We start from the raw sequence: 23,308 nt of genomic DNA, 5'->3' as shown, positions 1-23,308 counted from the left end.
CCGTGCTTGGGGCGTCGTCGGCTTCCGTGCCGGGGCCCCGCGACGGGCTCCCGTGTCGGGGCCGCCACCGGTCTTCGTGCCCGGGCCGTCGCCTTCGGCCTCCGTGCTCGGGCCGCCACCGGCTCCCGCGTCCGGATCGCCGCCACCGGCTTCCGCCTCCCGGGTTGCCAGCGGCTTCCGTGTCCGGGTCGCTGCCAGCCCCCGCGCCCGGGTTGCCACCGGCTCCAGTCCCCGGGTCGCTACCCGCTCCCGCGTCCGGGGCGCCACCAACGGCTCCCGCCTCCCGGGTTGCCACCGGCCCCCGCGCTCGGGCCGGCGTCACCGGGCCCGCGCCCGGGGTGCCGTCAGATGCCCCGCGCGCTTCCTTCCTGGCTCGATCCCCGTGCTGCCGTGTCCGAGTGAGGTGGTGTCCGATGGCAGCAGATCCCTCCGCGCCCCCCGCTTCCCCCACGGCGCCGGCGGACGACCGGCCCGCCGGCTACGGCGGGCGGCTGACGCTGTGGGGGGTGGCGGCGGTCTTCCTCGCCGTCAGCCTGTTCGGCGGCCAGCGGTCGGCCGGTGAGCCCGCGCCGCACCGGGCCCCGGGCGCCGGCGCCGCCGCCTCGGCCGGTCCCCGCCAGCCGGACGAGGCGCTGCCCCGGTCCGCGCCGACCCGGCTGCGCATCCCGGAGATCTCCGTGGACGCCCCCTTCACCACCCTGGCCCTCGGCCCCTCGGGTCAGCTCCAGCCCCCGCCCGCCGCCGACACCAACCTCGTCGGCTGGTACGCCGGCGGTGTCTCGCCCGGTGAGCGGGGCACCGCGATCATCGCCGGGCACGTCGACACGGTCACCTCGGCGGCCGTCTTCGCCGACCTGGGCCGGCTGGAGCCCGGCGACCGGTTCTCCGTGGAGCGGGCCGACGGGCGTACGGCGGAGTTCGTCGTGGACAGCGCCGAGACCTTCGCCAAGGACGACTTCCCCAGCGAGCGGGTGTACGCGGACGCCGACCGTCCCGAGGCCCGGCTCATCACCTGCGCCGGGGACTACGACCGCTCGGTGCGCGACTACACCGACAACCTGGTCGTCTTCGCCCATCTGGTGTGAGCCACCGGGGCCGCCGCGGGCGGGCGCCGGAGGTCTTGGGCCGGGCGGCACGCCGGATGTCGCCCGGGTGACGGGACGGGCTCCGGTCAGGTGGCCGCGCACGCGGTGAACGGGCCGCCCGGGGCGAACGCCAGGGCCGCGAACCGCTCGCCGATCCGGCGGTGGCCGGCCGGGTCCGGGTGCAGGCCGTCGGGCAGCGGCAGCTCGGCGAAGTCGGCCTCGCCGTACAGCTCCCGGCCGTCCAGGTAGTGCAGCCGCGGGTCCTCGGCGGCCCGTTCGCGCACGATCCGGGCCAGTTCCTCCCGGACGACCTCCAAGGTGAGCTTCCCGGCCGCGCGCTCGGCGGGATCCCCGGTGGCCCGGTACCGCAACCGCCCCTCGCCCAGGGCCGCCGGGTCCATGGCGGTGGGTCCGGGCGTGTCCTCGTGCATCGGGCACAGGACCGGGGAGACGACGAGCAGCGGGGTGCCGGGGTGGCCCTCGCGGACGGTGTCGAGGAAGCCGTGCACGGCGGGGCCGAAGGCACGCAGCCGCATCAGGTCGGTGTTGACCACGTTGATCCCGAGCTTGACGCTGATCAGGTCGGCGGGCGTGTCGCGCAGCGCGCGAGCGGTGAACGGGTCGAGCAGCGCGCTGCCGCCCAGCCCGAGGTTGATCAGCTCCACCCCGCCCAGGGACGCGGCGAGCGCGGGCCAGGTGGTGGTGGGGCTCGCCGCGTCGGAACCGTGGCTGAGGGAGCTGCCGTGGTGCAGCCACACCCGGCGGCCCCGGTCCGGTACGGGTTCCACGGGGGCGTCGGCGCGCAGCGCGACGAGTTCGGTCCGCTCGTTGTGCGGCAGCCAGATCTCCACGTCCTTGACGGTGTCCGGCAGACCCGCGAAACGCACGGTGCCGACGGGACCGGGCCGGTGCTCGGCGGAGCCGGTGGCCAGGTCGACGATGAGCGTGTCGCCGTCGGCGAGGGTGGCGCTGCCGGCCGGGCGGCCGTCCACGAGCAGGTCGTAGACGCCGTCCGGGCGGGGCGGTGCGCCGGGGTAGACGCGCTTGGTCGGCACGGCGTCCAGTTCGACGGCGGTGGCGCGGGTGCGCAGGGCCAGACGTACACCGGAGGGCTGGGACTCGGCCAGCGCCAGCTGCGGGTCGGCGCACTGGGCGCGGGCCCGGGCGGGCAGCCGGTGCGGCAGCAACCCGCGTCCGGTGCGCTCCAGTTCGAGGGCACCGCGGATCAGGCCGGGGGTCAGGGGGATGGTGTGCATCGTGTCTGCCAGGGGTCTCAGGGGCGGGCGGGCCAGGTGCGCAGCAGGGAGTCGAGGGCGTCCAGGATCCGGGCCCAGGACTCCTCGGAATCGGGGGCGCTGTGGTCGAAGCCGCCGGCCGTCTCCAGGCTGACGTAGCCGTGGAAGACGCTGCCGAGGAGGCGTACGGCGTGGGTCTGGTCCGGCTCCGGCAGGTCGTAGCCGCGCAGGATGGCCCGGGTGAGCTGGGCGATCCGGACGCCGGCGCTGCCGGCCGCCGTCGCGGGGTCCAGCGGGTGGCGGGCCGCCGTGTAGCGCCCGGGGTGGGCGCGGGCGTAGTCCCGGCAGACGTTCGCGAAGGCGGCGAGGGCGTCCTTGCCGGACCGGCCGGCCAGCGCCTCGGCGGCCCGGTCGGCCATCTCCTCCAGGGCGAGCAGCGCGATCCGCGTCTTCAGGTCCTGGGAATTGCGCAGGTGCGAGTACAGGCTCGCGACCTTGACGTCGAACCGCCGGGCCAGCGCCGAGACCGTGACCTGCTCGAAGCCGACCTCGTCGGCCAGTTCCGCCCCGGCCCGGACCAGGCGTTCGGTGGTCAGACCCGCACGCACCATCATCGTCTCTCCTGTCTGCCGGAGACGATTATGGAACTTCCTAAAGGTTTTAGGCAAACGGGATTATTGATTAGGTGTTCGCGAGGTCCCAGTCCATCGGCGGGCGCGACCGGCTTCCCCGGAGCCGCCGAACACCCACTTTTTTGTGGGTACTTGGCAGCCCCGGCCGTCCGGGAGAGGCTGTTTCCCGAGGTCAGGGGCTGCCGGGAGAACGGACGGGAGGTGACGGCCACAGGCGCGTCAGGACGCCGCCTCGCTCGCGCGGAGCCGGTCCAGACGGAGGTGGCCCCACTCGGCCAGGGGGCCGAGGGCCTCGGCCAGGTCGCGGCCGAACGCGGTCAGCGAGTACACGGTCTTCGGCGGCAGCACGTCGTGCACCTCCCGATGCACCAGGCCGTCCTGCTCCATCTCGCGCAGCGCCTGGGTCAGCACCTTCTCGCTCAACCCGGCCAGCCGGCGGCGCAGTTCGCCGGGCCGGTGCGGGCCGGACTCCAGCATCCACAGCAGTGACGTCTTCCACTTGCCGTCGATCACGGCGATCGCGGCGGTCACTCCGCAGACGTCCGGGTCCTGGGCACGGCTACGCGTCATTCGTCGTCCTCTTCGTCCGGTCCCCGCGGCCCGTCCGGCCGCTCTTGTCCCATGGCCCAACATGATCACTACTTACGGGAGCTGCAACATGTCGACACCTGCGAATCTTCCTGCCGTCACCGTGCTCGGCCTCGGTCCGATGGGCCGCTCGCTGGCGAACGCGTTCCTCGAGGCCGGCCTGCGGACCACGGTGTGGAACCGCACGCCGGGGAAGGCCCGGGACCTGGCCGAGCGGGGCGCGATCGCCGCGGAGACGGCGGAACAGGCGGTTTCCGCCTCGGAGGTGACGGTCGTCTGCGTGGTGAACTACGACGCCTCCGACACCATCCTGCGCGACGAGGGGGTCACCCGCGCACTGAAGGGCCGGACCGTCGTCAGCCTGACCGCCGACACCCCGGACCGCGCCCGGGACACCGCCGAGTGGGCGGCGGCCCACGGCATCGGCTACCTGGACGGCGCCATCATGACGCCGGCCCCCAGCATCGGCACCCCGGACGCCGTCTTCCTGCACAGCGGACCGCGCGACCTGTACGAGCGGTACCGGCCGGTGCTGGAGGCGCTCGGCGGGACGCACACCCACCTGGGGGAGGAGACCGGGCGCGCGGCCACCTTCGACATCGCGCTGCTCGACATCTTCTGGACCGCGATGGCGGGCTACGCGCACGCCGTGGCGATCGCCCGGGCGGAGGGCGTCACCGCCGGGGAACTGGCGCCGTTCGCCCAGGGCATCGCGGCGATCCTGCCGCCCCTGTTCGAGGAGTTCGCGCGGGACGCCGACGACGGCACCTACTCCGGCGAGATCAACCCCGTCACCTCGGCCGTCTCCACCATGTCCCACGTCATCGCCGTCTCCGAGTCCCACGGCATCGACGCGGGGGTGATGCGCTCGGTAGAGGGCCTGGCCCGCCGCGTCGTCGGCCTCGGACACGGGGAGGACGGGTTCATGCGGGTGGCGGAGGTGCTGGGACGGCGCTGAACCGAGCGCGGGCGCGGCCGGCGGGGGCGTGGGGGGCGCAGGGTCCGGCCCCGCACGCCACCGCCGGCCGCGCTCCGCGACCTGCCGGCCCCCGCCGGCCCCGCACCACCAGGCAGGACAGCGCCGGTCCGCTGCCCCCGGCACCCCGGCGGACCTGCGACTTGTGCAGGGCGGCACGCCATGGAACGCTTCGGTCCGCCGGTCGCCACCGTGCCCGGTCCGGCGGTGCGCGGGCCACGGGCCGTGCGCGAACCCCGGGGCGGAGCACACACACGGCGGAGCGCGGGCCCCGGCACCGGGCGCCGCCCGGCCCCGCCGCCGGGCCGGCCGCAGGAGACGAACGGGGGGAAGCGGACCGATGGAGCTGGAACTGCGGCACCTGCGGGTGGTGTGCGCGATCGCCGACGCCGGCAGCGTGGGCCGGGCCGCCGCGCAGCTGGGGTATGCGCAGCCCGCCGTGAGCACCCAGCTCCGGCGCATCGAACGGCATCTGGGCGAGCCGCTCTTCGAGCGCGGGCCGGGCGGGGTGCGGCCCACCCGCTACGGCACCGAGGTCGTCGAGCAGGCCCGGGACGTGCTCGCGCGGGCCGCCGCGATCGGGCACCGGCCGGCCGCCGCCCGCCCCCGCCGCACCCTGCGCGTGGCCGCGACCAACTCGCCGATGCTGTCCGGCACGGTCTCCCGCATCCGCGCCCGGCTGCCGGAACTGACCCTCGGCGTCACCAGCGTCTACGCGTCCTCGCGGATCGTGGAACTGCTGGAGGACGGCACGGTGGACGCCGCCATCGCCGCCGACTACCCGGGCATGGAGCTACGGCACTCGGCCGCCGTCCGGCACCGCGGGATCGTCACCGAGCCCACCTTCGTCGCCCTGCCCGCCCGGCACCGGCTGCGGCCGAGCCCCCAGGTGCGGCTCGCCGACCTCGCCGAGGACCCCTGGTTCGTGACCCCCGACGACGGTGCCGGCTGGCCGGGAGTGTTCTTCGACGCCTGCGCGGCGGCCGGGTTCACGCCGCACACCGTGCACGAATGGCTCGGCGACCAGACCCAGCTGCAGAGCATGATCGCCGACGGGCTCGGGGTGTCCCTGGTGCAGCCGACGCTGCGGCCGATCCCGCACGTCGTGGTCAAGCCGCTGGAGGGCGCCCCGCTGTGGTGCCGGTATGTGCTGGCCTGGCGGCCGGACACCGTCACCGACGACCTCGTGGAGACCGTCGTCCGCTCCGCCACGGACGCCTACCGCGACCTCGTCGCCCAGGCCCCCCACCTGCGCACCTGGGCCTCCCGCACCTGGAGCGCCGCCGGGACACCGGGGGCATAGCGGCGCAAGGGGTGCAAGGGGCGCAAGGGACGGGGAACACCGCCGGGACACGGCCGTCCCCCTCCGCCGGACCCCGGCGCGTCCCGCCCCGGCCGCGGGGAGCCCGTACTGCGCCGATCGGCGGCACCCGCGTGCCGCGCGTGGTTCCCGTGGCCACCGGCAGGTGGTAGACACGGCGGGGTCACGGTTCCTGTCCGCCAGCAGGAAGGTCACCGCCGTATGTCTGCAACACGCCGTCAGGTCCTGTCCGCAGCGAGTGCCCTGGGAGCGGGCATCGCCTTCACCGGGGCCCTGTCCGAGGTCTTCGCGGGTACGGCCGCCGCCCGGGGCATGGGCGGCACCGGCTACGGTCCGCTCGTTCCCGACCCGGACGGCCTGCTCGACCTGCCGAAAGGTTTCCGCTACACCGTGCTCTCCCGCGAGGGCGACCCGCTCCGCTCGGGAGAGGGCCGGGTGCCCTCCCACCACGACGGCATGGCCGCCTTCGCCGGCACACGGGGCCGTACGCACCTCGTCCGCAACCACGAGAACCGGGCGACCGCCGCGATCCCGGTGCCGGCCGTCGACGGCCTCACCTACGACCCGGCGGGCAAGGGCGGCTGCACGGCCCTGACCCTCGACCGGCACCAGCGGGTGCTCGCCGAGCGGGTCGCCATCGCCGGTACGGCCGTCAACTGCGCGGGCGGGCCGACCCCGTGGGGCACCTGGCTGACCTGCGAGGAGACCGAGGACAAGGCCGGCACCAACGGGTACACCAAGGACCACGGCTTCGTCTTCGAGGTGCACCCCACCGACCCGCACCGCACCGGCGCGGTGCCGCTGACCGCGCTGGGCCGCTTCCAGCACGAGGCGGTCGCGATCGACCCGCGCCACGGCGTCGTCTACGAGACGGAGGACGCCTTCGAAAGACCCTTCGGCCTCTTCTACCGCCTCCTGCCGCACAAACCGCTGGGCGGTGTCGGATCGCTGCGCGCCGGCGGCCGGCTCCAGGCGATGCGGGTGCCCGGCGTACCGGACCTGTCGGCGGTCCAGGAGACCGGGGCGCGTTTCGACGGCGTGGAGTGGGTGGACGTACCCGACCCGCTGGCCGCCGCCACGCCGACCAGGTTCCAGGACTACGGCCCCGGCGGCATCACCCACGCGCAGAAGCTGGAGGGCTGTTACTGGGGCGGCGGCAGTGTGTACTTCGTATCGTCCTTCGCGCGCGGCGCCGACGGCTCCGCGGCCGACCACTACGGCCAGGTCTGGCGCTACGACCCGGCGCACCGCCGGCTGACCCTGGTCGTCGTGTTCGGCCCGGACACCGATGTACGGCTGCCCGGCGAGTCCCCGGACAACATCTGCCTCGCACCCGGCGGCGGCCTGATGGTCTGCGAGGACGGCAACGGCGCCCAGCACGTCTTCGGCCTGACCCGCCGGGGCGAGGTGTACGCGCTGGCCCGGGGCCGGCAGAACATCGGAACGGACCAGGAACCGGAGTGGGGCGAGTTCGCCGGCGTCACCTTCGCCCCCGGCGGGGAGACGATGTACGTCAACTGCTACACCCCCGGCACCACGTTCGCCGTGACCGGTCCCTGGCGGGGTTAGCCGCGCCGTCCGCCGGGGCGGGCCGCCGGTCCCGGGCCTTCCGGCCGCGTTCCGGCCGCGTCAGGCCAGGACCAGCACCAGGGGCACGCCCCGGCACGGCACCAGCCGCAGCCCGTCATGGGTGCCGGGCCGGGCGGCGGCGAGCAGTGCGCCGAAGTCCGGGCCCCTGGTGAGGGAGCCGGCGAGATGGGCGGTGTCGGCCGAGGCGGCGACCCGGCCGCGCGCGTTCACCAGGTGGGCCGGGCGGGCGAGGCCGCGCAGCAGCGGGAGCACGGCCGCCTCGAAGTGCCGCAGATACACGTCGGCCGCCGCCACCCCGGCGAAGTCGCCCCGCGCCCGCACCGGTTCGGACACGGTGAGGCTGTACTCGTCGGAGCACAGGTAGTCCACGTACGGTCCGGCCACGGCCCGGCGCCCGGTGTCGCGGGGCAGCGCGAACCAGTCCCAGTGCGTGTAGTCGGAGTAGGCCGACCGGCCGGGGTCGAGATCGAGCAGCAGGGGGCGTACGACACCGTCCGCGTCCGACTGCCACCACTCCAGCCAGGCCGGCGCGTCGGCCAGCAGCCCGGGCGCCGCGACGAAACCGGCACCGGAGACGATCGCCTCCCGGGCCAGCCGCGCGTGCAGTGCGGGGCGCAGGGCGGCGAGGTCGCGGCTGACGGGCCGGCGCCCCTCGGCGGCCACCTCGCGCAGCAGGGCCGTGGTGGCGGCGCGGGTGGCGGCGACCGTCTCGAAGACGGCCTCCAGCGCGGCGCCCACCTGCGCGGCGACCCGGGTCTCCGGTTCCGTGACGACGGCTGCGAGCCGGGACCTGACGCCCATGGTGTCCTCCAGCGGACGGCAACCGTCACACGGCGCGGTCAGAGGGTGAGGCGTACGGCGACGAGCCGCGCCGTCGACTCCCTGACGCACCGCTCGGCCAGCGTGCCGGCCGTTTCGTCGGCCCCATCCTGCACCGCGGCGACGAGGCGGCGGTGCCGGTCCGCAACTTCTTCACGATACGCGTCCTCGGCGAGGACGAGACAGGGCAGCGCGCCCACCTCGCCCTGCAGGGCGACCTGTTCGCGGGTGAGCCGGGCGGACTGGGCGGCGGCGGCGAGTTCGACGTGGAAGCGGCCGTACAGCCGGCCGCGCGCCGCGGCGTCCGCGGCCCCCGCCAGCTCCCGCGCCGTACGGCGCAGCGGTTCCAGATCGGCGGGTTCGGTGCGCCGGGCGGCGAGCCGGGCGGCGGCGCCGGTCAGGGCCGCCCAGTGGTCGCCGAGGTCGTGCAGTTCGTCGGTGCCCCAGCCGCGCAGCCGGTCCTTGAGCCGGTCGTCGGCCGGGACCTCGGGCAGCGCGACGAAGCTGCCGCCGCCGCGGCCCCGCCGGGTGGTGACCAGGCCCCGCTGCCGCAGGGCCATGAGCGCCTCGCGCAGGGTGACCGTGGAGACACCGAGCTGCGCGGCCAGTTCGCTCTCGCCGGGAAGCTGCTCCCCGTCGGCCAGGAGACCCAGCTCTATGGCGTCGCCGAGGCGGCGGACGACCGCGTCGACCCGGGCCCGGCCGTCCACCGGGCTGAAGACGGCCCGGCGGGTACCGCCGTCCGTACCGCCGTCCGCTCTGTGCCGGTTCACGATCACCACCTCACGCGTTGACTGAACCTTTACCTTAAGGCCCTCTTGAGCTGTGACCTATGACTTCATATGTTTACGCTCAACGTTCAGCGCGCCAGAAGGGTTCCCGTATGGAGGGAATGGCGATCCGGCTGCAGGGCCTGCGGAAGTCGTTCGGCGAGACGGCCGCCGTGGCCGGCGTCGACCTGGAGATACGGGACGGCGAGTTCTTCTCGCTGCTCGGCCCGTCCGGCTCCGGGAAGACGACCCTGCTGCGGCTGATCGCCGGGTTCGAGACACCCGACCGGGGCCGGATCGAACTCGCGGGGCAGGAGGTCACCTCGCTGGCCCCGTTCGAGCGGGACGTGCACACCGTCTTCCAGGACTACGCCCTCTTCCCGCACATGACGGTCGAACAGAACGTCGCCTACGGGCTGCGGGTGCGGGGGGTGCCCAAGGCCGAACGGCTGGTCCGAGCCCGCAAGGCGCTCGCCGAGGTCCGCCTCGAAGGCTACGGGCAGCGGCGGCCCGGCCGGCTCTCCGGCGGGCAGCGGCAGCGCGTCGCGCTGGCCCGCGCGCTGGTCGGCCGGCCCCGCGTGCTGCTGCTGGACGAACCGCTCGGCGCCCTCGACCTGAAGCTGCGCGAGCAGATGCGGGTCGAACTCAAGGCGCTCCAGCGGGAGGTGGGCATCACCTTCGTCCTCGTCACCCACGACCAGGAGGAGGCCCTGGCCCTCAGCGACCGGATCGCCGTCGTCGACCGGGGCCGGATCGCCCAGACCGGCACCCCCGCGGAGGTCTACGAGCGCCCGGCGACCGCGTTCGTCGCCTCCTTCGTCGGCATCTCCAACCTCCTGGACGGCGAGACGGCCCACCGGATCACCGGTTCGCCGGGCACCTACGGCATCCGCCCGGAGAAGATCCGCGTGCTGAAGGAGTCCGCCGGACCGGACGAGCCGGACCACGCCACCGCCACCGGCACCGTGGCCGAGGTCGTCTACCTCGGGGACGCCACCCGCTTCGTGGTCGACCTCGACGGCGGCGGCCGGCTCGCCGCGCTCCAGCAGAACCTGGAGACCTCCTCCGCGGACGTCGCCGCCTACCGCGGCACCCGCGTGTGCCTGCGGTGGCACCGCCGGCACGTCGTCCGGTTCCCTTCCTGATCCCGCTTCCCGCCCCTGGAGAACGCCGTGCGTCCCACCCGTACCCCGCGCGCCGCGGCCCTCTGCGCCGCCGCGCTGCTGCTCGCCACCGCCTGCGACTCCTCCGGATCCGGCGGCTCGTCCGCCACCGGCCTGAACCCGCCCGACCTGAAGGCCCCGGCCAAGCTGGGCCGGACCGAAGGACGGGTCAACCTGATCGCGTGGGCCGGCTATGTGGAGGACGGCTCCAACGACCCCCGCGCCGACTGGGTCGGCGGCTTCGAGAAGAAGACGGGATGCCAGGTCCGCTCGAAGGTCGCCGCCAGCTCGGACGAGATGGTCAAGCTGATGAAGACCGGCGCCTACGACGCCGTCTCCGCCTCCGGTGACGCCTCCCTGCGCCTGATCGCCTCCGGGGACGCGGCCCCCGTCAACACCGGCCTGGTCCCGAACTACGCGCACGTCTTCGACGGGCTGAAGAACGGCGCCTGGAACTCCGTGAAGGGCCGGATGTACGGGATCCCGCACGGCCGGGGCGCCAATCTGCTGATGTACAACACCGAGAAGGTGACACCGGCGCCCACCTCCTGGTCGGCCGTCTTCGACGACGCCTCCCGGTACAAGGGGCACGTCACGGCCTACGACTCGCCGATCTACATCGCCGACGCGGCCCTGTATCTCAAGGCCCGCCGCCCGGAGTTGGGGATTGAGAACCCCTACGCGCTCGACCGGAAGCAGTTCGACGCGGCCGTGGCGCTGCTGAAGCGGCAGAACGGATACATCGGCGAGTACTGGAACGACTACCTGAAGGAGGTCTCGGCCTTCAAGAGCGGCGACTCGGTGGTCGGCACGACCTGGCAGGTGATCGCCGGCCTCGCCGCCTCCGAGGGCGCGAAGGTCAGGACGCTGGTGCCGAAGGAGGGTTCGACCGGCTGGTCGGACACCTGGATGGTCTCCAGCAAGGCCGAACACCCCAACTGCGCCTACAAATGGCTGGACTGGATCGTCTCGCCGAAGGTCAACGCCCAGGTCGCCGAGTACTTCGGCGAGGCGCCGGCCAACTCCCGGGCCTGCGCCGAGACCGCCGACAAGAACTTCTGCACGGCCTACCACGCCGCCGACGAAGGCTACTGGAAGAAGATCGCCTTCTGGAACACGCCCATCGAGCAGTGCCTGGACGGCCGCCGGGACACCACCTGCGTACCGTACGCCGAGTGGGTCCGGGCCTGGACCGAGATCAAGGGCTGAGCCGTGCCGACCGACGGGCCGGCCGCCGCCGGCCGGAGCCCCGTGCGGCGGCTCGCCGCGCTCCTGCACCGGGGGCCCCGGCTGCGCCTCGCCCTCCTGCTCACCGCCCCGCTGCTCTGGCTCACCGTCCTCTACCTCGGCTCGCTGGCGGTCCTGTTCGTCTCCGCCTTCTGGACGACCGACTCCTTCACCTCCCGGGTGGTCAAGGTCTGGTCGGCGGACAACTTCCACGCGCTGCTGACCACACCGGTCTACCGCCAGGTGGTGCTGCGCAGCGTCACGGTGGCCCTCGCGGTGACCGCGCTGTGCGCGGTGCTCGCCTTCCCGGTCGCCTTCTACACCGCCCGGGTGGCCGCACCGCGCCGGCGTCCGGTGCTGGTCGCGGCGATCCTCACGCCGTTGTGGGCGAGTTACCTCGTCAAGGTGTACGCCTGGCGGCTGATCCTCTCCGAGGGCGGGCTCGCCGACTGGACGCTCGCCCCGTTCGGACTGCGCGGCCCCGGCTACGGCCTGCCCGCCACGGTGCTCACGCTGACCTACCTGTGGCTGCCGTACATGATCCTGCCGCTCCACACCGCGCTCGAGCAGGTGCCGGCCGGGCTGCTCGACGCGTCCGCCGACCTCGGGGCACGGCCGGGCCGCACCTTCCGCTCGGTCGTCCTGCCCCTGGTGCTGCCGTCCCTCGCCGCCGGCTCGGTCTTCACCTTCTCGCTCAGCCTCGGCGACTACATCACCGTGCAGATCGTGGGCGGCAAGACCCAGCTCGTCGGCAACCTCGTGTACTCCCGCATCGACCTCGACCTGCCCATGGCCGCGGCCCTCGGCACCGTGCCCGTCGCCGTGATCGTCCTCTATCTGCTGGCGATCCGCCGTACGGGTGCCCTCGACAGCCTGTAGGAAGGAACGCCATGCGTCTTGGCCGCACCGCGCGGATCGCCCTGCGGACCGGCGCCGGGCTCGGTTTCGCGGTGATCTACGTCCCGCTGCTGCTGGTCCTGCTCAACTCGCTGAACCCCGACCGCAGCGCGGGCTGGCCGCCGCCGGGACTGACCGGGCGGTGGTGGTCGGTGGCGGCGCACAACCCCGGTGTCCGGCAGGCGCTGTGGGTGTCGGTGAAGGCGGGGCTCGGGGCCACCGCCCTCGCGCTGGTGCTCGGCACCCTCCTCGCCTTCGCGGTGGCCCGGCACCGCTTCTTCGGCCGGGACACGGTGTCCTTCCTGGTGGTGCTGCCGATCGCACTGCCCGGCATCGTCACGGGCATCGCGCTGAACTCGGCCTTCGGCACGGTGCTGGCGCCGCTCGGGGTGGGCCTCGGGCTGTTCACCGTGATCGTCGGGCATGCCACGTTCTGTGTCGTCGTGGTCTTCAACAACGTGGTGGCCCGGCTGCGCCGTACGGCCGGCTCGTACGAGGAGGCGGCCCAGGACCTCGGCGCGACCGGCTTGCGGGCCTTCGTGGACGTCACGTTCCCGCTCGTGCGCTCCGCGCTGCTGGCGGGCGGCCTCCTCGCCTTCGCGCTGTCCTTCGACGAGATCGTGGTCACCACGTTCACCGCGGGTCCGGGTGTCCAGACCCTCCCGCTGTGGATCTTCGACAACATGGCCCGGCCACGGCAGGCACCGGTGGTGAACGTCGTGGCCGCGGTGCTCGTCCTGCTGTCGGTGATCCCGGTCTACGCGGCCCAGCGGCTGTCCGCCGACACGGCCACGTCGAGCCGCGTATAGACGAACGCCCCCGGGCGGCCCGGTCCCGCGCCCGGCCACGGAGACGGCCGCCGGCCAAGACCCCGGCCGGCGGCCGTACGCGTACGCGGCGCGGCTGCGGTCAGACCGCCGTGGCCGGGTACGTCGGGTATTCCACGCCCGACACGTGCTGGACGACGCGGACGACCTGGCAGGAGTAGCCGAACTCGTTGTCGTACCACAGGTAGAGGATCGCGTTGTCGCCGTCGACCTTGAGGGCGCCGGCGTCCACGATCGAGGCGTGGCGGGAGCCGATGAAGTCGCTGGAGACCGCGTCGGGCGCCGTGGTGAAGTCGATCTGGCGCTTGAGCGGCGAGGTCAGCGACACCTCGCGCAGGTAGTCGTGGACCTCCTCGCGGGTGGTCTCGCGGGCCAGCTGGAGGTTGAGGATCGCGATCGAGACGTCCGGCACCGGGACGCGGATCGAGCTGCCGCTGATCTTCGCCTTCAGGTCGGGCAGGGCCTTGGCGACGGCGGAGGCGGCACCGGTCTCGGTGATGACCATGTTCAGCGGCGCGGAGCGGCCACGGCGGTCGGACTTGTGGTAATTGTCCAGCAGGTTCTGGTCGTTGGTGAACGAGTGGACGGTCTCCACGTGGCCGCGCAGCACACCGTACTCGTCGTCCATCGCCTTCAGCGGCGGGACGATCGCGTTGGTGGTGCAGGAGGCGCAGGACAGGATCCGCTCCTCCGGCTTGACCGTGTCGTGATTGACGCCGTGCACGATGTTGGGCACGTCGCCCTTGCCCGGCGCGGTGAGCACGACCTTCTCGATGCCGGGGCGCAGGTGCCGGGACAGGCCCTCGCGGTCGCGCCACTTGCCGGTGTTGTCGATGAGGATGGCGTCGCGGATGCCGTACTCGGTGTAGTCCACGGACGTCGGGTCGTCGGCGTAGATCACCTTGACGGCGTTGCCGTTGGCGACGATCGCGCTGTTGTCCTCGTCCACGGTGATGGTGCCCTGGAACTGGCCGTGGATGGAGTCGCGGCGCAGCAGCGAGGCGCGCTTGACGATGTCCTGCGGGCCGCCGCCGCGCACGACGATGGCGCGCAGCCTGAGGCCGTTGCCGGAGCCCGCCTTCTCGATCAGCAGGCGGGCGACGAGGCGGCCGATGCGGCCGAAGCCGTAGAGGACGACATCGCGCGGCTCGCGGCGCTCGATCTTGTTGGCCCCGGTGGCGCCGGCGACCGCCTCGGCGGTGAACTCCTCGACGCTCAGGCCGCGTTCGTCGGCCTTGTACATGGTGGCCAGCATGCCGAGGTCGATCTGGGACGGCCCGAGGTCGAGGGCGGTGAGGGCCTGGAGGAACGGCATCGTCTCGGTGACGGACAGTTCGGCACCGGCGATCTGCCGGGCGAAGCGGTGCGTCTTCAGGATGCTGACCACCGACTTGTTCACCAGGGAGCGGCTGTGCAGCAGGACGGTCACGTCCCGTTCGCGGTGCAGCTTCCCGATGAGCGGGATCATCGACTCCGCGATCTCTTCGCGGATCTTCCAGTTGGTGAACGAGTCGTCGTTGACAGTCACGGATCCATCTTTCGAGCTAGGCAGCGCTCATATGATAACCACACGCGTGTGGCGCGTTTATAGCCCCCTCCAGGCCACTTCACCGGCACGCCGGCGCCGGTGTCACACGGGCCGCTCCCCGCGGTGTCCCCGACCGAGGGCGACCAGCCCCGCGACGGCCGTCAGCAGCGCGCTGACCCACACCGGGGAGCGGTGGCCGAACCCGCCGTCGAGCGCGGCGCCGCCCAGCACCGGACCGAGCGCGGCGCCCACGTTCAGCGCCGCCGTCGCGAACGCGCCGCCGAGCGAGGGCGCGTCGGCCGCCTCGTACAGCACCCGGGTGACCAGCGTGGCGCCCACCCCGAAGGCCAGCAGGCCCAGCACCGGCACCAGGGCGAGGGCCACCGCGGGCCGTCCGGCGGCCAGCGCCAGCGCGGTCCAGCCGGCGAGCAGCGCGGCACCGGCCGCGGGCGGTACCGGCCGGGCGCTCCGGTCCGCCAGCCGGCCCGCCGCCGTCACCCCCGCGAACGCCCCCGCGCCGAACAGCGCCAGCACGGCCGGCACCCAGCCCGGGCCGAGCCCGCACACCCGCGTCACCAGCGGCGCCAGGTAGGTGAACGTACAGAAGGTCGCGCCGTTGACGAGCGCGGCCAGGCACAGCGACGACAGCGGCCCGGGGCGGCCGAGCGCCCGCAGTTCCGTGCCCGCGTCCGGGACCGGACCCCCGGCGGCCGGGCCGCGCGGCACCGACCGGGCGATCGCCGCCAGCGCCGGCGCGGACACCAGGGCCACCGCCCAGAACGCCGAGCGCCAGCCCAGCAACTGGCCCAGGACGGCACCCGCCGGCACCCCCGCCACACAGGCGAGCGTGGTGCCGCCGAGCAGCACGGCGGTGGCCCGGCCCTTGGCGTCCGGCGCGACCATGCCGGTCGCCGCCGTCAGGCCGACGGCGAGGAACCCGGCGTTGGCCAGGGCCGCGAGCACCCGGGTGGCGAGCAGGACGGAGAAGTCGGAGGTGAGCGCCCCGGCGACGTGCACGGCCAGGAACACTCCGAGGAAGACCAGCAGGGACGGCCGGCTCGGGCGGCGCCGGGCGAGCAGCGCCGCCGCCGGCGCGCCCACGACCATGCCGACGGCGAAGGCGGACGTGAGCGTGCCCGCCGTGGGCACCGAGACCCCGAGATCGCGGGCGATGTCCGGCACCAGGCCGGCCAGCATGAACTCGGACGTGCCCTGGGCGAACACCGCCAGCCCGAGCAGATAGAGAGCGAAAGGCATCAAGACTCCACATACCGTTGTCACGGACGGACAGCGAGCACGCGGACCCGCGACGGTCACGACCGGTGGGTGTGGTCCTGGAACGCACGGACGGCCGGGCGCGCGGGGCGGCGCGTGCGGGCCCGGCCGGCACCGTCGCCCGTACGAGGGCGACGCGTCACACGGACGAGTGAGGAGGCACAGCGGGAGAGAGGTGCGTGCCGGTCCGGAACCCGGAGGACGACAGCCCGGTGGTGGCGAGCGAACGACGAAAGGCCACCGGACGGCCGGTGGCTAGCGTCTGGATGCCTCGGGGCTGGACATGACCCGCACGGTAACGCGCGGCCCCGGGCGTGCGCCACCGGGTTGTGCGCGGCGGCGCGCGGGCGGGTGTGCGGGGGATGTGTGCGCGGGCGGTGCAGGCCCCCGATGCCGGGTGGTGCGGGTCGGCGCGGGTTGACGACGACGCCGGCGAAGCGGGCGCCACGGGCGCCGCCTTGCCGGGGGCGAGCCGCGTCGCCGTTCCCTTGCACCGCTTCCGCGTGTAGGCCACGCGGGCCTTCTTCGTCCCGTCGCGGGCGCCGCGCGCCTCCTGGGCCATGTCGAGGCACTTGTTGTCCGGCGGGTTCTGGATGCCGTACGTCTTGCCCCCGGGCCCGGTCCACGCGAACGTGCCGTCGGCGGCGAGCGCGGAGCCCGTGGCGGTCAGGACGAGGGCGAGACCGCCGAGCGCGGCGGCGAGCGGACGACGGTGCAGACGCATGGGATGCCCGGGATGCCCTTCGGATACGTCGGGTCGGAAGACGGGGGGCGCGGCGCGGGGCCGGCCCCGTGGCGCGGCACGGAGCCGCCTCCGTCATCTCCCACCCCCGCCCGGCCCGCCCCCGGAGCCGACACGTGCACATCCACCGTTCGGGTGACGGGCGGCGGTTGGCGGGCCTCGGGTGACGGGCGGGGAGATGACGCGGAGCCGGCCGGCGTACCCCCGCCGGGTCCGTGCGAAGCCCCGGAAACGGGGTAGACGAGGGGACGCCCGACGAAAGGACCGTCTCATGACGACCTACGTGATCAGCGTCCCCGGCACCTTCACCAGCGGGATCGGGGCCGACGCCCGCACCCGGCTGGCCAGGGCGCTCAGGCCCGCCGATCCGCACGGCACCCACATGGGCAACGCCGAGGACCTGGACGTGCTCAGCGTCAACGACGACAACACCTTCACCCTGCGCCTGACCGTCGACGCGGACACCCGCCCGCACGCCGAGGAGCAGGCCCGGCGGCTCGCTGGCGACGCGCTCCGGGACGCGGGACTGGACGAGCGGAACGCGCCGCTGGGGCCCGCGGTGGTCACCGGCATCGACTCCGAAATCCACTGATCATCTTAAATAGGTAAAATCTAGGCGTTTGCTGAAAATTCGGGCTACCGGCCCGCCGAGAGTCACCGCCCCGCCGGAAGTGATCGATGCCCCGCAAGCGCACCACGGACGAAGGCGACGAGTTGCTCGCCCGACTCGGTTCGCTCACCGCCCAGGCGCGCCGACGCGCTCAGCTGCAGCGCACCCAGGTCGAGCTGGCCATCGCCCTCCAGCGGGGCATGCTCCCCCGGGACCTGCCCGTCGCCCCCGGAGTCCACGTCGCGGTGCGGTACACGCCCGCCAACCTGGGCCTGAACGTGGGCGGCGACTGGTACGACGCCTTCACCATGCCCGACGGCCGGATCGGGCTGACCATCGGCGACGTACAGGGCCACAACATCGAGGCCGCAGCGTTCATGGGCCAGGTCAGGGCCGGGCTGCGGGCACTCGCCTCGGTCACCGGCGAACCGGGGGAGCTGCTGGCCCGCACCAACGACCTGCTGCTCTCCCTGGGCAGTGAGCTGTTCGCCACCTGCACCTTCATGCGGCTGGACCCGGTCACCGGGGTGCTGGAGAGCGCGCGGGCCGGGCACATCCCGTTCGTGTGGGCCACGGCCGACGGGAAATCCGGGGTCGTCGACGACGAGGGCGGCCCCCCGCTCGGCGTCGAACGGGGCGTGGAGTTCCCCGTCACCCGGCACCGCCTCACCACGGGAGGGGTGTTCGTGCTGCTCACCGACGGTGTGGTGGAGGGACCCTCGCTGAACATCGAGGACGGCCTGGACCAGGTGGTACGGCTCGCGGGCATAGCCGCCGTCGCCGGGCTGGAGGCCCACGCGCTGGCGTCGGCCGTGATCAAGGGCGCGGAGAGCGTCGGGCACGAGGACGACGCCGCCGTCCTGGTCGTCGGCCTCGACGGCCCGTGCGCCCGGGCCTGACCGGACCCGCCCGCCCCCGTGGCGGCGGGGCGCCGGCCGGGCGGACTGTGCGATGGCCGGTGCTCGGCCGGCGGACCGTCGTCGTGCCCGGAGTCCGGCGACCGGCCCCCTCGGCGGCCCGGCGGCCCGCCGGCCGGATCCCGGGGTGGCCCACCGTCCCGCAACCGGGTTCCGAGGCGGCTCCGCGTCCCGCCGGCCGGTTCCGGGGCACCCGGCGTCCGGCCTATTGGGTTTCGGGGTGCGTTTCGGGGTGTCCCGTGTCCGGCCGTTTGGGTTTGGCGGCGGCCCTGCGTCCGGTCGACCGGGTTTCGGGGTGTCCGGCGGCTCGCCGGCCGGGTTCCGGGGCGGCCCGGTGTTCCGCAACCGGGTTCCGAGGCGGCTCCGCGTCCCGCCGACCGGTTCCGGGGCACCCGGCGTCCGGCCCCGATTGGGTTTCGGGGTGCTCTGCGTCCGGCCGGCCGGGTTTTGTGGCGGCTCGGTGTTTTGCCGACCGGGTTTTGCGGCGGCCCCGCGTCCGGCCGACCAGGTTCCGCGGGGGCCCCGCGTCCGGTCGACCGGGGGTTCCGGGACGCCCGGCGTCCGGCCCGACCGGGTTCCGTGGCGGCCCGGCGTTCAGCCAGAGGGGCGGACGGGACCGCGCCTCGCCTCGCCGACCCGCGCCCGCCGGTGTGAGATGGCTGCTGTGGTGGGTATCGAGGAGCCGCGTCGGCCGGGCGGCCTTGCCGTCCAGGTGGTCGCCGTCGCCGCCTGCTATTACGCGGCGGCCCGGCTCGGCCTGCTGCGCGAGCTGACGGTCGAGGGCGCCGTCGTCACCCCCGTCTGGCCGCCCACCGGCGTCGCCGTCGCCGCGCTGCTGATCCTCGGTCTGCGCTGCTGGCCCGGCATCACGCTCGGCGCCTTCTTCGCCGTGCTGTCCCTGACCACGCCCGACGTCGAGATCCTCGGAGTCCTCTGCGGCAACACCGCCGCGCCCGTGTGCGCGGTGCTCCTGCTGCGCCGGGCCGGCTTCCGCACGGATCTCAGCCGGTTGCGCGATGGCCTCGCCCTGGTGTTCCTGGCGGCGCTGGCGGCCACGCTGATCAGCGCGACCTTCGGGGCCGGCCTCCTCGTCCTCACGGACGGCCTGCCCGCCCACAGCTTCTGGCCCGTCTGGCTCGCCTGGTGGGTGGGGGACGCGATGGGCGTCCTGATCGTCACCCCGCTGCTGCTGTCGCTGCACCGGGCCCGCCTGCCGCTGCCGCTGGGCCGCTGGAAGGAGGCGACCGCGCTGGCCGCCGTCGCCTGCCTGCTGGTGCCGCTGGCCGCCTACAGCCCGATCAGCACGCTTTTCCTCGTCTACCCGGTCGTCGTGTGGGCGGCGCTGCGCTTCCAGTTGGTGGGCAGTGTGCTGTGCGCGCTGCTGACCTCCGTGGTGGCCACCGCCGCCGCGACGGACGGCACCGGCGCGTTCGCCGGGCTGAACCGGATCGAGGTCATGCTGAAGCTCCAGGCGTTCAACGGGACCACCGCCCTGACCGCGCTGCTGCTGTCCGCCGTGATCATCGAGCAGCGCAACACCCGCCGGTCGGTGGAGCGGGCCTGCCAGGAGCTGGTCGAGGTGCTCGAACACCTCACCGCGGGCGAGGCCCCGCCGCTCCGCCCCCGCCCGGACCCCGACGACCGCCCCCGCCCCACCGGCATCCCGTGACGGGCCCGGCCCGGCCCGCGGCACCGGCGACCGGTACGCGCCGGCAGCCCCGCCGCCCCTGCGGGGCCGGGCGACCCCGCGTCGCGTTCGCGCGTTCCCGGGTCAGTGCCTCGGCTTCGAGCGGTTCGCCGGGCCCTCGTCGTCGCCACCGGGTCCGGCGGCCGGGGTCTGCGCCGAGGTGCGGCGCCCGGCGGCCGGCGGGTGGGCGGCACCGGTCGCGCCGGGCCGGCCGCCACCGGTCGTGCCGTAGCCCCCGGGGATGCCCGGCGGGGTGTCCGCGGCGGCCTGCGCCTCGCTGATGTGACGCCGGGCCCGGACCCCGGCGCGGCGCTCGGGGTACGGGTAGTCGAACGGCTCGGCGCCGGCCCGCTCGCGGTCCTCCTCGCGCCGCCGCCGGGCGGCCCGTTCGGCCGCCGTCGCGTCGTCGTCCTGTCGGTCGCGGTCGTGTGCGTGCTCGTCCATGCGGCGCCGGGTACCCGGGCGGCGCCCCCGTCAACGTGCCTCCCGGCGTTTCGGGCGGTAGAGGACGTGGTGCTCGCTGGCGTCCCCCGGAGGTCAGCCGGAGACCGGCCGCGCCCTTGGGACACAGCCGGCCCCGGGACACGGGGGAGTCGGGGTCGCCCTCGATCCGGGCGACCCGGCCGTCCTGGGCGTACACGTTCTGGCCGCACCCACCGAGTAGTACGGGCAGACGGACTTCACCGCCCGGTCCGCCATGGCCACCCGGGGCGTCAGCCGGGCGCTCGCCGCGCTCTTCGCGGCGGTCCGGCGGCCCGGCGGTTCCGTGCCCGGGAGCTACCGGTGGACCGGCCGGGAGTCGATCCAGGTGCGCACGCCCACGGGTTCCCCTCCCGCTCGGGTGCCTCGATCGTCCCGCGGCCCCGCGGGCACGGCGTCTCCGGCCGCTCGGGGTCACGCGACCCCGGCGGCCCCGCGCACCCGCTCACTCCGCGAAGGGCGCGGACATCAGCAGGTCCTCGACGGTGGGCACCGGGAAGCCGGGCAGGTGACGGCGGCCGACCTCGGCGAAGGGGTGCATCAGTTCCCCCAAGGGCTTGGTGCGGCACAGCGACAGCACCGTGTCCAGCGCGGTCTTCTTGAACTCCAGCCGGGGGAACGCCTCCAGCACCTCCGCCACGGCGTCGGCCGGGATCCGCTCCAGCCCGTTGCCCGTGAAGTCGAGCCCGGACCCCACGGCGACCAGGGCGATCTCCGGCCTCTTGCGCGTCGCGATGCCCATGCTGGTGTGCAGGGCGATCGCGTCCCAGACCACCTCCACCCGCTCGGCCGGCATCCCCAGCCGGTCCAGGAAGCGGCGCGCGGCGTCGGCGCCGTCGACCTCGAAACGCTCGGCCGGCGTCTGGTACGCCTCCACCAGACCCAGGTCGTGCAGCACGGTGGCGACGAACGCCAGCTCCCGGTCGTAGCGCACCTCCTGCCGGTCGAACACCAGCGCGCCGAAGACATAGCTGCGCAGGACGTGCTGGAAGAGCGACGGGGAGCTGACCCGGCACGCGAAGGCCACGGTGCGCCGGGCCAGCGCGCTGTCGGGGACGCGGACCCCGGCCACCGTCGCGGGCAGCGCGGCGGCGGCCGGGCCCGGCCGGGCGTGGGCGGCGGCGGGCGGCCCGGCGAACGCGGTCGCCGCGCCGGCCGCGGCGACCCCGGCCCCCCGCCGGAGCGCCGTGCGCCGGGTGATGTCACGCCCGTCGGTGTGTGCCTCGGTCATCTGGGCGTTCCTCTCACGGGCGACTGGTCACCGTGAGCCTAGGAACGGCCGGTGAGGGCCGACAGCGGCGAAAATGACAGACAGTCACGGAATTCCGCCAGCACCGGCGGGCCCGGCCGGGAGCGGGGCCGGGGTGGCTCCCGGCGTTCCCGCTGCGGTACGACCGTGTAGACGGGGTCCGCCGCGGACGCCGCTCCCGCGTGGGACACGCCGAAGCGCAGGGCCGCCGAGCCGCCCGCCCTCAGCAGTTCGGAGGACCGCACCAGCAGCCCCCGCCCGGCCCTGCCCGAGATCATGGCGTCTCCTCCTCGCTCACGGCTTCCCCGGCCGTTTCCCTGGGCGCCTCGCCGGCGCCGGGCTTCCGCGCCCTCAGCGCAGGAGGCCGTGGCATACCGTTCCGGCGGGCAGCGGCGCGTGCGCTTCCGCGCAGCCGCCGTACGCCACGCCTCGCCGTGCTCTCCCCGGTCACCAGCCGTCGCCGGCCGCCCGTCGTGACGAGCGGCACCCCGCAGGTCTCCACCGAGCCCGGCACGGCCGCCCGCGCTCCCCGCGCCCGGAACGGCCGAGCGGCCCCGCCGGGCCCGTCCGCCCCGCTTGGCGCACGGCCGGCCGGTGGCCGGGGCCGGCCAGGGTTCGGGGAGGTCGTCGTGGTGAACGTGCCCGACGGATTCGCCGCCCTGATCGCGGGGCGTGGGCGTGGGTCGGGTACGGCGGCGGGCCGGGACGGACGCCGGAATGCCGCACCGTCTCAAGGGCGGCCGGGGTGACCGGGGCGGCCGGGGTTGTCGAGGTTCGCCCGTGCCGCGGCTCGCCGCCCGCCGGGGAAGGCGCGCACGCCGCCGGGTCGAGCGCGGGGTGTCCTGGGCGGAGGTCTCGGGCGGGGCGGGGCGTCCGGCCCAGGGTCTCACCGGGCCCGAGGGGTCCGCCGGGCTTGGGGTGCCTCGCCCGACGTCTCGGTCGGGCTGTGGGGCGGTGCCTGGCCTGATCGTCTCGGCGGCCGGCGGCCGAAAGGCCCGGGGTGGGCGCGGGGAGCCGGTCAGTCGGGGGACTGCGGGGTCAGCGGTACCGTCACCGAGACCCTTTTGCCGTGGGACAGCCACATCACGTCCAGGTCCCCGGCGAGCATCGCCACCAGGTGCAGACCGTGGCCGCCGACCCGCCGCGGGTCGGGCGGGCGCTTGCACGGCGGCTCCGGGGACGTGTCCGTGACGGTGACGCGCAGCGCCCGCTCGCCGGGCAGCAGTTCCAGGCCCAGCGCACACGGGCCGGGCGCGTGTTTGGCCGCGTTGGTGACGAGTTCGCTGACCACCAGCTGGGCATCCTGGACCGGACGCCGTCCGGGGGCCGGCCGCGCCCGCGCGAGCAGGTCGGCGACCGCCTCTCTGGCCTCGGCGATGCTGGTGACGCCGGTGTCCCAGGTGCGGCTGTAACGCAGGACCGCCGGGCGGTCCCGCGTCGTCGCGTGGGTCCTGAGCGGGATGTCCATACCTAGTTGCCCTTTTCCTCTGGGGTCAGGGGCCCTTCCTGTGCACAGGGGTGCCGTCCCTGCTCGGCTACCCGCTGGGGCGCCGGTCAAGGGGACGTTTGCGAGGAATCCCTCGGATGAACACGAACGGCCCCGGCCCCCCGGCGGGGGGGGGGGGGGGGGGGGGGGGGGGGGGGGGGGGGGTGTGGTTGTTTTTTTTTGTTGTTTTCGTTTTCTCCCTCT

The 23,308-nt window shown here is 74.5% G+C and carries 23 protein-coding genes and 1 pseudogene; 11 read left to right on the top strand and 13 right to left on the bottom strand.

The genetic code is table 11. The features are described 5' to 3' along the window. Positions 1-413: 413 nt before the first annotated feature. Positions 414-1,085, top strand: coding sequence for a class F sortase (locus ACZ4W9_RS34925; protein ID WP_467942525.1), 672 nt, complete (start codon positions 414-416; stop codon positions 1,083-1,085). Between the two features lie 86 nt (positions 1,086-1,171). On the opposite strand, the gene ACZ4W9_RS34920 is transcribed toward ACZ4W9_RS34925, so the two are convergent. From ACZ4W9_RS34920 to ACZ4W9_RS34910, 3 genes are all read right to left on the bottom strand, one after another. Next, positions 1,172-2,341, bottom strand: a complete 1,170-nt coding sequence (locus ACZ4W9_RS34920) for a GDSL-type esterase/lipase family protein (RefSeq protein ID WP_467942523.1) — start codon at positions 2,339-2,341, stop codon at positions 1,172-1,174. Positions 2,342-2,358: 17 nt separating this feature from the next. Then, a complete protein-coding gene (locus ACZ4W9_RS34915; protein ID WP_467942575.1) occupies positions 2,359-2,931 on the bottom strand; it encodes a TetR/AcrR family transcriptional regulator in 573 nt (190 codons plus the stop codon). 240 nt (positions 2,932-3,171) lie between these two features. Then, positions 3,172-3,522, bottom strand: coding sequence for a winged helix-turn-helix transcriptional regulator (locus ACZ4W9_RS34910; RefSeq protein ID WP_467942521.1), 351 nt, complete (start codon positions 3,520-3,522; stop codon positions 3,172-3,174). Between the two features lie 88 nt (positions 3,523-3,610). Here ACZ4W9_RS34910 and ACZ4W9_RS34905 point away from each other — a divergent pair, with 88 nt between their 5' ends. The 3 genes from ACZ4W9_RS34905 to ACZ4W9_RS34895 all read left to right on the top strand — a co-directional run bounded on the left by ACZ4W9_RS34905 (position 3,611) and on the right by ACZ4W9_RS34895 (position 7,406). Continuing rightward, complete coding sequence (locus tag ACZ4W9_RS34905) at positions 3,611-4,498, top strand: NAD(P)-dependent oxidoreductase (protein ID WP_467942520.1); 888 nt, start codon at positions 3,611-3,613, stop codon at positions 4,496-4,498. Positions 4,499-4,856: 358 nt separating this feature from the next. Beyond that, positions 4,857-5,819: a LysR family transcriptional regulator gene (locus ACZ4W9_RS34900; RefSeq protein ID WP_467942519.1), complete on the top strand. Its 963-nt coding sequence runs from the start codon at positions 4,857-4,859 to the stop codon at positions 5,817-5,819. Between the two features lie 219 nt (positions 5,820-6,038). Continuing rightward, positions 6,039-7,406, top strand: a complete 1,368-nt coding sequence (locus ACZ4W9_RS34895) for an alkaline phosphatase PhoX (protein ID WP_467942517.1) — start codon at positions 6,039-6,041, stop codon at positions 7,404-7,406. Between the two features lie 60 nt (positions 7,407-7,466). Here the strand turns inward: ACZ4W9_RS34895 and ACZ4W9_RS34890 are convergent, their stop codons facing one another. Continuing rightward, entirely contained in the window at positions 7,467-8,228 is a 762-nt protein-coding gene (locus ACZ4W9_RS34890; RefSeq protein WP_467942515.1) for a cache domain-containing protein, read from the bottom strand. 38 nt (positions 8,229-8,266) lie between these two features. Next, positions 8,267-9,019: a FadR/GntR family transcriptional regulator gene (locus ACZ4W9_RS34885; protein WP_467942513.1), complete on the bottom strand. Its 753-nt coding sequence runs from the start codon at positions 9,017-9,019 to the stop codon at positions 8,267-8,269. Positions 9,020-9,129: 110 nt separating this feature from the next. On the opposite strand from ACZ4W9_RS34885, the gene ACZ4W9_RS34880 reads away from it, so the two are divergent. The 4 genes from ACZ4W9_RS34880 to ACZ4W9_RS34865 are packed head-to-tail and all read left to right on the top strand — an operon-like array spanning position 9,130 to position 13,112. Continuing rightward, complete coding sequence (locus tag ACZ4W9_RS34880; protein WP_467942512.1) at positions 9,130-10,161, top strand: ABC transporter ATP-binding protein; 1,032 nt, start codon at positions 9,130-9,132, stop codon at positions 10,159-10,161. Between the two features lie 27 nt (positions 10,162-10,188). After that, the gene (locus tag ACZ4W9_RS34875; protein ID WP_467942511.1) at positions 10,189-11,388 is read left to right on the top strand and encodes an ABC transporter substrate-binding protein; all 1,200 of its coding nucleotides are present in this window, start codon (positions 10,189-10,191) and stop codon (positions 11,386-11,388) included. Between the two features lie 3 nt (positions 11,389-11,391). Further along, positions 11,392-12,285, top strand: coding sequence for an ABC transporter permease (locus tag ACZ4W9_RS34870; RefSeq protein WP_467942509.1), 894 nt, complete (start codon positions 11,392-11,394; stop codon positions 12,283-12,285). A gap of 11 nt (positions 12,286-12,296) precedes the next feature. After that, positions 12,297-13,112 carry an ABC transporter permease gene (locus ACZ4W9_RS34865; RefSeq protein ID WP_467942508.1) on the top strand — a complete coding sequence of 272 codons (816 nt, stop codon included), beginning with the start codon at positions 12,297-12,299 and terminating at the stop codon, positions 13,110-13,112. Positions 13,113-13,212: 100 nt separating this feature from the next. Here the strand turns inward: ACZ4W9_RS34865 and ACZ4W9_RS34860 are convergent, their stop codons facing one another. From ACZ4W9_RS34860 to ACZ4W9_RS34850, 3 genes are all read right to left on the bottom strand, one after another. Continuing rightward, a complete protein-coding gene (locus ACZ4W9_RS34860; RefSeq protein WP_467942506.1) occupies positions 13,213-14,658 on the bottom strand; it encodes a glyceraldehyde-3-phosphate dehydrogenase in 1,446 nt (481 codons plus the stop codon). Between the two features lie 102 nt (positions 14,659-14,760). Next, positions 14,761-15,915, bottom strand: coding sequence for a Cmx/CmrA family chloramphenicol efflux MFS transporter (locus ACZ4W9_RS34855; RefSeq protein WP_467942505.1), 1,155 nt, complete (start codon positions 15,913-15,915; stop codon positions 14,761-14,763). 157 nt (positions 15,916-16,072) lie between these two features. After that, entirely contained in the window at positions 16,073-16,657 is a 585-nt protein-coding gene (locus tag ACZ4W9_RS34850) for a hypothetical protein (RefSeq protein ID WP_467942504.1), read from the bottom strand. 289 nt (positions 16,658-16,946) lie between these two features. On the opposite strand from ACZ4W9_RS34850, the gene ACZ4W9_RS34845 reads away from it, so the two are divergent. From ACZ4W9_RS34845 to ACZ4W9_RS34835, 3 genes are all read left to right on the top strand, one after another. Beyond that, the gene (locus ACZ4W9_RS34845; protein ID WP_467942503.1) at positions 16,947-17,267 is read left to right on the top strand and encodes a hypothetical protein; all 321 of its coding nucleotides are present in this window, start codon (positions 16,947-16,949) and stop codon (positions 17,265-17,267) included. Between the two features lie 86 nt (positions 17,268-17,353). Then, positions 17,354-18,184: a PP2C family protein-serine/threonine phosphatase gene (locus ACZ4W9_RS34840; RefSeq protein WP_467942501.1), complete on the top strand. Its 831-nt coding sequence runs from the start codon at positions 17,354-17,356 to the stop codon at positions 18,182-18,184. Between the two features lie 673 nt (positions 18,185-18,857). Next, positions 18,858-19,871: an MASE1 domain-containing protein gene (locus tag ACZ4W9_RS34835; protein WP_467942500.1), complete on the top strand. Its 1,014-nt coding sequence runs from the start codon at positions 18,858-18,860 to the stop codon at positions 19,869-19,871. Between the two features lie 102 nt (positions 19,872-19,973). Here ACZ4W9_RS34835 and ACZ4W9_RS34830 read toward each other — a convergent pair whose 3' ends face one another. The 5 genes and pseudogenes from ACZ4W9_RS34830 to ACZ4W9_RS34810 all read right to left on the bottom strand — a co-directional run bounded on the left by ACZ4W9_RS34830 (position 19,974) and on the right by ACZ4W9_RS34810 (position 23,086). After that, positions 19,974-20,333, bottom strand: coding sequence for a hypothetical protein (locus ACZ4W9_RS34830; protein ID WP_467942499.1), 360 nt, complete (start codon positions 20,331-20,333; stop codon positions 19,974-19,976). A gap of 54 nt (positions 20,334-20,387) precedes the next feature. After that, positions 20,388-20,645 (bottom strand): annotated as a pseudogene (locus ACZ4W9_RS34825) (hypothetical protein); the annotation flags it as partial. 169 nt (positions 20,646-20,814) lie between these two features. Beyond that, positions 20,815-21,600 carry an HD domain-containing protein gene (locus tag ACZ4W9_RS34820; RefSeq protein ID WP_467942497.1) on the bottom strand — a complete coding sequence of 262 codons (786 nt, stop codon included), beginning with the start codon at positions 21,598-21,600 and terminating at the stop codon, positions 20,815-20,817. Between the two features lie 38 nt (positions 21,601-21,638). Next, complete coding sequence (locus tag ACZ4W9_RS34815) at positions 21,639-21,896, bottom strand: hypothetical protein (protein WP_467942496.1); 258 nt, start codon at positions 21,894-21,896, stop codon at positions 21,639-21,641. A gap of 740 nt (positions 21,897-22,636) precedes the next feature. Next, positions 22,637-23,086, bottom strand: coding sequence for an ATP-binding protein (locus ACZ4W9_RS34810; RefSeq protein WP_467942494.1), 450 nt, complete (start codon positions 23,084-23,086; stop codon positions 22,637-22,639). Positions 23,087-23,308: the final 222 nt, after the last annotated feature.

This window comes from Streptomyces sp. NPDC029296, assembly GCF_055569255.1.
Note: the sequence above shows the minus strand (reverse complement) of the source record. Positions and strands in the feature narration are given on the sequence as shown.